This is a genomic window from Holdemanella sp., from assembly GCF_056804935.1.
Map to the genome: position 1 here is coordinate 1 of NZ_DBMEXE010000177.1, position 3,405 is coordinate 3,405.

Below are 3,405 nucleotides of genomic sequence, written 5' to 3' on the forward strand. Positions count from 1 at the left end.
ATTGATTGTCATTGATACATTAGAGACTGCACAAAGACCACCAAAATTCTTTGTCAGATTTTTAACATTTAAAATAGTTTTCATGCAGATTTCTCCTTTCGCTTATCAAATAACTTTTTAAAAGATAATTCCTTAGTTCCTAAGATACCTGTCGGTTTAAAAATCATAATTCCAACTAGTGCCAAACCATAAATAATCATTCGTATTTCTGAGAAGTTTGCCAAAACGACATTGATAATACCAATCGCAACAGCTGCTAAAACACTTGATGTCATAGAGCCCATACCGCCAAATACGACCATAACTAAGATGTCAATTGACTTATTAAAAGTAAATTGATCCGGTTTGATAACATAGAAATTACATGCGAACAATGCACCAGCTAATGAAGCTAATAATGCCCCAATCACAAATGCAATTACTTTATACTTTGTCGTATTGATACCCATTGCCTCACTAGCAATTTCATCTTCACGAATCGATAAACAGGCTCTTCCTGGAGCGGAATTTGTAAAGTTACAAACAACTAGAATCGCAATAACGGCACATACAAACAACAATGGAAATGTAGTTAATTTAGGAATTCCATTTAATCCTGCCGCTCCATTTGTGATTTCCATATTTTGCACTAGGATACGTACAATTTCCGCAAAACCCAAAGTCGCAATCGCCAAATAATCCCCTTTCAAACGCAATGTTGGAATAGAGACAATCAAAGCTACAATGGTTGAAAGTGCAAAGCCAATCAATACTCCAATAGCTAAGCCCGTCATATTTGGCATCATTTTTACCATAATACCAGCACAATAAGCTCCAATACACATAAATCCAGCATGTCCTAATGAAAACTGGCCACATACACCAATAACTAAATTTAATGAAACAGCTAAAATAATATTAATAAAGATATTATATAGAGTGATGGAATAATAAGATCCAATAATTCCAACCTTCATTAAAATGGTTAGAACTATAAATGATACAACAGAAAGTAAAAGCCAAGCAAGATTTGCCTTATTCAATAATTCTTTACGCATGACTTACACCTTCTCTCTAACGTTTTTACCTAATAAACCAGCTGGTTTTAAGATCAAAATCAAAATCAATATAATGTAGACAATCGCATCTTTATACAAAGAACTACCATAAGCGGTAACCATAGTTTCAGCAATCCCAATAAATAATCCACCAATCATAGCACCTGGAATACTTCCAATACCACCAAATACTGCAGCAATAAATGCTTTTAATCCTGGTGTCATTCCCATCAAAGGATTGATTGAATTATAATAAATTCCAACTAAAACGCCGGCAACACCTGCTAAAGCTGACCCTAAAAGGAATGTAAATGAAATTGTTTTATCCACATCGATACCCATTAAACGTGCAGCATCTTCATCAACACTTACAGCACGCATGGCACGGCCCATTTTTGTCTTTTGAACAATAAACTGCAAAACAACCATTAAAATAACAGTAATGACAAAAATATAGACTTGTTGCATCGTAATTGTGACAGGTCCTAAATGAAATGATGCACTCGTTAATAATTTAGGATACGTTCTTACTTCACTACCCATGATATATTGTGTTGCATACTCCAAGACATAACTTACACCAATTGCTGTAATCAATGCGGTAATTCGAGTCGCATGACGAAGTGGCTTATATGCGATGCGCTCAATCAATACACCTACAACACCACAAAAAATCATTGAAATTAATAGTGCAGGAATAAACCCTAAACCACAATATGTTGTTATTAGAAATGCACAATAAGCTCCTAACATATAGATATCTCCATGTGCAAAGTTGATCAATTTAATAATTCCATAAACCATGGTATATCCTAAGGCAATCAATGCGTAAATACTTCCTAAGGATAGACCATTGACTAGTTGTTGTAAAAAAGCTGTCATATTAACCTCCTTATTAAAAAAGAGGGGGAATTGTTCCCCCTATGAACAAAGACTTATTTATTTGGATCTACTGAAACGGCTTCCGTTTGAACACCATCTACTAAGTTAACAACTAATACAGACTTCTTAGGTGAATGTGTCTTATCAAATGTGAATGAACCAGTTAAACCATCAAACTCAGTATCGTCAATTGCCTTTTGTAGATCAGCCCCTGTTTTACCAGCTTTTTCCAAGGCTTGTAAACCTAAATTAGTAGCATCATAAGCTAATGCAGAGAACATATTTGGAGCTTCTCCATATTCTTTAGTATATGCATCTACAAATGCTGTTAAGGTATCGCTTGCGTTAACTGTAGTATAAGCAGTTGAATAGTAGCAGTTATTTAAATTTTCACTACCAGCAAGTTCTGCTAATTTTTCTGATTCAAATCCATCAGCACCTAAGATTGTGCAATCCATACCAGCTTCACGAGCTTGTTTAATAATTAATCCAGCTTCTGAATAGTAACCAGCAATGAATAATACATCTGCACCTTTATCTTTTACTTTCGTGATGATACCGGCAAAGTCAGTATCTTTAGCGTTATAGCTTTCTGTAGCTACAACTTCTCCACCCAAATCTTCAAATTTTTGTGTAAATACTTTAGTAAGACCCTTTCCATAATCACTAACTTCGTTAATGATAACAGCTTTTTTCTTACCTAAGTTTTCATATCCAAATTTAGCCATTGCCTTACCTTGATATGAATCTTCGAAACAAATACGGAACGCATATTCATAAGGAGAATCCCCATTCATTGTTGCATCTACCTGAGTAGCAGATGGTGAAATGACTGGAACTTGGTTTTGATCCGCTACTGGATATGTCGCAATAGAAGCACCTGAAGTTGCAGGTCCAACCACAAAAGCTACACCATCTTCAGTCATCAATTTTGTAGCTGCTGAAGTAGATTCACTAGCATCTCCTTTATTGTCCATTTTGACAGCTTTAATTTTATATTTTGAATCCTTGTTTGCGTTATATTCCTTGATAGCAAGCGAAGCCCCTTTATACTCAGCTTGACCATAAGAAGCTACTGCACCAGACAATTCATAGTTCAAACCAATCTTGACTGTATCTCCTTCTTTTAATTCAGTTGCAGCCGTTCCACTTCCTGAACTACATCCGACTAACATGCTTAATGCGACAGCACTAGAAGCAAACGTTTTTAATAATTTACCCTTCATAATCTATACCTCCCTCGAGTTGTACAGATATAATAACGCAAGTGGAAAACGTTTTCAAGTTCTTTTTACATTTTATTACATTTAATTTTTCATATTATTTTTTCGTTTTACATTATTTTCAGATATTTTCTTAGACAAAAAAATAGCCAAAGCTATAAAACTTTGGCTATTCAATCAACTATTAATACATTCCCTGAGGCATTGCAGGTGCTGGTTCTTCTTTATCAATTTTAGCAACTCCAGCCTCTGTTGTTAAGAAC

Annotated in this window: 3 protein-coding genes; all 3 read right to left on the reverse strand. The window is 34.9% G+C overall.

Annotation, left to right across the window (positions count from 1 at the left end; all coding sequences use genetic code 11):
• Positions 1-80 precede the first annotated feature (80 nt).
• The 3 genes from ACZQCL_RS07715 to ACZQCL_RS07725 are packed head-to-tail and all read right to left on the reverse strand — an operon-like array spanning position 81 to position 3,145.
• Entirely contained in the window at positions 81-1,037 is a 957-nt protein-coding gene (locus tag ACZQCL_RS07715; RefSeq protein ID WP_482482603.1) for a branched-chain amino acid ABC transporter permease, read from the reverse strand.
• A gap of 3 nt (positions 1,038-1,040) precedes the next feature.
• Positions 1,041-1,919 carry a branched-chain amino acid ABC transporter permease gene (locus ACZQCL_RS07720; RefSeq protein ID WP_118114291.1) on the reverse strand — a complete coding sequence of 293 codons (879 nt, stop codon included), beginning with the start codon at positions 1,917-1,919 and terminating at the stop codon, positions 1,041-1,043.
• A 53-nt stretch (positions 1,920-1,972) separates the two neighbouring features.
• Positions 1,973-3,145: an ABC transporter substrate-binding protein gene (locus tag ACZQCL_RS07725; protein ID WP_482482605.1), complete on the reverse strand. Its 1,173-nt coding sequence runs from the start codon at positions 3,143-3,145 to the stop codon at positions 1,973-1,975.
• Positions 3,146-3,405: the final 260 nt, after the last annotated feature.

What these genes read in the sequence shown, in the direction of transcription:
- ACZQCL_RS07715 (WP_482482603.1), bottom strand. Translation starts at nt 1,037, where the DNA reads ATGCGTAAAGAATTATTGAATAAGGCAAATCTTGCTTGGCTTTTACTT.
- ACZQCL_RS07720 (WP_118114291.1), bottom strand. Translation starts at nt 1,919, where the DNA reads ATGACAGCTTTTTTACAACAACTAGTCAATGGTCTATCCTTAGGAAGT.
- ACZQCL_RS07725 (WP_482482605.1), bottom strand. Translation starts at nt 3,145, where the DNA reads ATGAAGGGTAAATTATTAAAAACGTTTGCTTCTAGTGCTGTCGCATTA.